This window comes from Streptococcus sp. 3.1, from assembly GCF_016648915.1.
In the GTDB taxonomy this organism is placed as follows: domain Bacteria; phylum Bacillota; class Bacilli; order Lactobacillales; family Streptococcaceae; genus Streptococcus; species Streptococcus salivarius_E.
In genome coordinates this window covers 1-4,384 of sequence record NZ_JACLQV010000042.1, presented here as the reverse complement: position 1 = coordinate 4,384, position 4,384 = coordinate 1, and the positions used below count along the sequence as shown (strand labels likewise).

Here is a 4,384-nt window from a genome sequence, read left to right as displayed (position 1 = left end):
AGCTATCGCATGGGCGGAAGTAAATGCTAATCTTCGTCGTTTTACTCCTTGACTAGCAAACTTACCGCCTCAACATGTCCTGTATGTGGAAATAAAACACGATTAAAGATAAGGGAAGATACTGAATTAAAAAAATTCCCCCTCTATTGTCCGAAATGCAGACAAGAAAATTTAATTGAAATAAAGCAGTTCAAAGTAACTGTGATTACAGAGCCAGACGCAAAGACGCAGAGCCGATAAAATGAGATTAATACAATCTCATTTTATCGGCTCTTTCCGTTATGTATGGATTCTTTTAATTAGTCTTCGATGTTTCTTGCTTCGTTGATACCGCTGGCTAAAGATTCCATTAAGGATAGTTCTTTGTCTGTAAAGCTATCCATGTATTTCTCTATCTGTAATCGTCGGGTGCTTTTTACCAAGTTATTAGCAGGTAAGAAAAATTCATCAACGGAAACATGAAGTAACGATACAAGGTCATAAAGAACTTGTATGCTGGGGTGTTGCCCTTTATTTTCAATATTAGTTAAGTACCGTGGGTCAATTTCAATCAATGCTCCCACTTGTTCACGAGTTAAACCTCGTTTCAATCGAGCTTCTTTAATGGCTAAACCAAAGGCTCTAAAATCATATTTATCTTCTTTTTTACGCATAGTAGACCACCTCTATACATTTTATTGTTCCTACTGAATTAAAAACAGGTATAGAAAAACGTGTTATATGGTTTATAGGTTTATATTTAATAAAAAGCACTACTAAACGCCAATAAAAAAAACCGTTATATGGTAGTGCTATTTACGCTGTTAAAATATTGTATATTACTTCCAAATGGCGGTTTGTTGGAGGTCAACGTCGCCATGAAGTACATCATATACAATAAATTTCCTTACATTGGGTTCTTGTCAAAAAAAGTCGTCTATCTGCAATAGATAAGTACGTCCACCAATGTGGTTTTATAAATCATATAGATAGAATAACAGAAGCATGTAAACAGAGAAATAAATCTGTTTATATGCTTTTTTGGCTATTCAGAACTTTTTTACAAAGTTTATTTATCAGTAATGCAACAAATCCCCCTTTCACATTGGGACTAAGAGTGAAAGGAGATAAACGAGCAAGGCTCACTTCCTTTCCTAGACAGAAAGGGGGTGAGAAACATGAAACCATCTTCTTTTCAGACCACAATAGAAAATCAGTTTGACTATATCTGTAAACGTGCTATGGAAGACGAGCGAAAGAATTATATGCTTTATCTTTCAAGGATTGCAAAGCGTGAGGTGTCCTTTTCGGATGTTGGCGATTATCTTGTTAGCCAGTTTGCGACAACAGATAACTATTCAACTGACTTTCAGATTTTTACACTCAATGGGTTATCAGTAGGCGTTGAAAATGATTTGTTGAGTGAAGCATTACGTGAGTTGCCAGACAAGAAACGTGAAATTCTACTGCTGTTTTACTTTATGGACATGAGCGATTCAGAAATTGCAGACCTGTTGAAATTGAACCGTTCTACTGTCTATCGGCATAGAACCAGTGGACTAGCCTTAATTAAAAAGTTTATGGAGGAATTTGAAGAATGAAAACACAATATCCTATGATTCCCTTTCCTCTCATTGTAAAGGCAACAGATGGCGATACCGAAGCGATTAACCAGATTCTACATCATTACAGAGGGTACATAACGAAGCGTTCCCTACGACTTATGAAAGATGAATATGGCAATCAAAGTATGGTCGTTGATGAAGTCTTACGTGGAAGAATGGAAACCAGACTGATTACAAAGATTTTGTCATTTGAAATTAAGTAATATCCTCTCTCCTTTCGTGGAAGCGTGCTAAACCATTCCACGCTTCCCGAACAGGGAGGTTTGTTATTCCACCAAAGCATATTGAGCTTTCAATGTGTTTTGATAGGCTAACGAGCCATTGTTCTTTGAAAACTGAATAAAAGTAATCGAATACGTTTCGATAAGAAAAGAGCCAACGGAACTAACCGCCATGACCTATCTTATAAAGATAGCGAGCGATTCATGTTAGTGATCCGAGAAGCAATCTTTAGCAGGATTGCCTGCAACGACATTCTTATCGTGATAATGATACTCCCATACAGTCAATAGTCCGAGCGTGATAAAACCGTCGCAGGCAATGAGTATGGCTACATGAGAACCATGCAGGGGTGGAACTCCCGTGAGCTTTGCTAAAGCTGTTCGATTGCTGGTAAAACAACTTTTATGAAATCCAAATAAGTGATTTGGAAAGGAGGATTTTATGAAGCAGACTGACATTCCTATTTGGGAACGTTATACCCTAACCATTGAAGAAGCGTCAAAATATTTTCGTATTGGCGAAAACAAGCTACGACGCTTGGCAGAGGAAAATAAAAATGCAAATTGGCTGATTATGAATGGCAATCGTATTCAGATTAAACGAAAACAATTTGAAAAAATTATAGATACATTGGACGCAATCTAGCGTCGCCAAAGGGTCTTGTATATGATAAAATAGTATTAAGTCGTATCAAGGCTCTTTCCATAAAGGAAAGGAGCAAATGCCATGTCAGAAAAAAGACGTGACAATAAAGGTCGAATCTTAAAGACTGGAGAGAGCCAACGAAAAGACGGAAGATACTTATACAAATATATAGATTCATTTGGAGAACCGCAATTTGTTTACTCGTGGAAACTTGTGGCTACAGACCGAGTACCAGCAGGAAAGCGTGATTGTATCTCACTTAGAGAGAAAATCGCAGAGTTACAGAAAGACATTCATGATGGTATTGATGTTGTAGGAAAGAAAATGACACTCTGCCAGCTTTACGCAAAACAGAACGCTCAAAGACCAAAGGTTAGAAAAAACACTGAAACTGGACGCAAATATCTTATGGATATTTTGAAGAAAGACAAGTTAGGTGTAAGAAGTATTGACAGTATTAAGCCATCAGACGCTAAAGAATGGGCTATTAGAATGAGTGAAAATGGTTATGCTTATCAAACCATCAATAACTACAAACGTTCTTTAAAGGCTTCATTCTATATTGCTATACAAGATGATTGTGTTCGGAAGAATCCATTTGACTTTCAACTGAAAGCAGTTCTTGATGATGATACTGTCCCTAAGACCGTACTAACAGAAGAACAGGAAGAAAAACTGTTAGCCTTTGCAAAAGCTGATAAAACCTACAGCAAAAATTATGATGAAATTCTGATACTCTTAAAAACAGGTCTTCGTATTTCAGAGTTTGGTGGTTTGACACTTCCAGATTTAGATTTTGAGAATCGTCTTGTCAATATAGACCATCAGCTATTGAGAGATACTGAAATTGGGTACTACATTGAAACACCAAAGACCAAAAGTGGCGAACGTCAAGTTCCTATGGTTGAAGAAGCCTATCAAGCATTTAAGCGAGTGTTAGCGAATCGAAAGAATGATAAGCGTGTTGAGATTGATGGATATAGTGATTTCCTCTTTCTTAATAGAAAGAACTATCCAAAAGTGGCAAGTGATTACAACGGCATGATGAAAGGTCTTGTTAAGAAATACAATAAGTATAACGAGGATAAATTGCCACACATCACTCCACATAGTTTGCGACATACATTCTGTACCAACTATGCAAATGCAGGAATGAATCCAAAGGCATTACAGTACATTATGGGACATGCTAATATAGCCATGACGCTGAACTATTACGCACATGCAACATTCGATTCTGCAATGGCAGAAATGAAACGCTTGAATAAAGAGAAGCAACAGGAGCGTCTTGTTGCTTAGTAGTACAAATGAATTTACTACTTATTTACCACTTCTGACAGCTAAGACATGAGGAAATATGCAAAGAAACGTGAAGTATCTTCCTACAGTAAAAATACTCGAAAGCACATAGAATAAGGCTTTACGAGCATTTAAGAAAATATAAAAAGATAATTAGAAATTTATACTTTGTTTAATATAAAAATATTACTTACTATTTCAATTTCTAATTCCTTATATTTTGATTCCTTTGATAATTCTTCATCTTTTTCACTAAGTATGTAGAAATTAAAGAACATAACAAGTATTCCCAAAAGTAGTATCATTAATAACACGGGAACCAGAAGTGATGAAAATCTGTATATTGTATACAATGATAAAATTAGCACTCCTAATGAACTTAAAATGGTACGAACCATTTTATTACAAATTAAATCAACTAACTGACTAGAAAAGCCTAGTCTATACAATATATTTCCTTCACCTCTATCATCAAAATAAGAGTATGGTAAATTTATCAAATGTTTAATTGTAGATAAAGTAATATTATTCTTCGCTTTAGTCTGAAATTGGATAATAAAAAAATTTTCAAGATAAGATATAAGAAAATATAACACTATCATAAATAATAATAT

General features: G+C 35.4%; 8 protein-coding genes. 5 read left to right on the top strand and 3 right to left on the bottom strand.

Annotated features, from left to right (window positions below; genetic code table 11):
- Positions 1 to 48 precede the first annotated feature (48 nt).
- Positions 49 to 240, top strand: coding sequence for a cysteine-rich KTR domain-containing protein (locus tag H7U02_RS11355; protein WP_001860868.1), 192 nt, complete (start codon positions 49 to 51; stop codon positions 238 to 240).
- A 59-nt stretch (positions 241 to 299) separates the two neighbouring features.
- On the opposite strand, the gene H7U02_RS11350 is transcribed toward H7U02_RS11355, so the two are convergent.
- Positions 300 to 653, bottom strand: coding sequence for a helix-turn-helix transcriptional regulator (locus H7U02_RS11350; protein WP_001227347.1), 354 nt, complete (start codon positions 651 to 653; stop codon positions 300 to 302).
- A gap of 504 nt (positions 654 to 1,157) precedes the next feature.
- Between H7U02_RS11350 and H7U02_RS11345 the strand changes: the two genes are divergently transcribed.
- Positions 1,158 to 1,580 carry a sigma-70 family RNA polymerase sigma factor gene (locus H7U02_RS11345; RefSeq protein ID WP_000804885.1) on the top strand — a complete coding sequence of 141 codons (423 nt, stop codon included), beginning with the start codon at positions 1,158 to 1,160 and terminating at the stop codon, positions 1,578 to 1,580.
- On the top strand, positions 1,577 to 1,807 hold the full coding sequence (locus tag H7U02_RS11340) for a helix-turn-helix domain-containing protein (RefSeq protein WP_000857133.1): 231 nt from the start codon (positions 1,577 to 1,579) through the stop codon (positions 1,805 to 1,807). Before H7U02_RS11345 ends, H7U02_RS11340 begins: the two co-directional genes overlap by 4 nt.
- A 225-nt stretch (positions 1,808 to 2,032) precedes the next feature.
- Here H7U02_RS11340 and H7U02_RS11590 read toward each other — a convergent pair whose 3' ends face one another.
- Positions 2,033 to 2,284: a hypothetical protein gene (locus H7U02_RS11590; RefSeq protein ID WP_001845478.1), complete on the bottom strand. Its 252-nt coding sequence runs from the start codon at positions 2,282 to 2,284 to the stop codon at positions 2,033 to 2,035.
- Here H7U02_RS11590 and H7U02_RS11335 point away from each other — a divergent pair.
- Together H7U02_RS11335 and H7U02_RS11330 are read left to right on the top strand one after the other, a co-directional pair.
- Positions 2,268 to 2,471: an excisionase gene (locus H7U02_RS11335; protein ID WP_000814511.1), complete on the top strand. Its 204-nt coding sequence runs from the start codon at positions 2,268 to 2,270 to the stop codon at positions 2,469 to 2,471. The two genes, H7U02_RS11590 and H7U02_RS11335, sit on opposite strands and share 17 nt — an antisense overlap.
- Before the next feature lie 81 nt (positions 2,472 to 2,552).
- Positions 2,553 to 3,770 carry a tyrosine-type recombinase/integrase gene (locus H7U02_RS11330; protein WP_001291561.1) on the top strand — a complete coding sequence of 406 codons (1,218 nt, stop codon included), beginning with the start codon at positions 2,553 to 2,555 and terminating at the stop codon, positions 3,768 to 3,770.
- 161 nt (positions 3,771 to 3,931) lie between these two features.
- Here the strand turns inward: H7U02_RS11330 and H7U02_RS11325 are convergent.
- Positions 3,932 to 4,384, bottom strand: a 453-nt coding sequence (locus tag H7U02_RS11325) for an ABC transporter transmembrane domain-containing protein (protein ID WP_201043393.1), incomplete at its 5' end; no start/stop codon positions are given.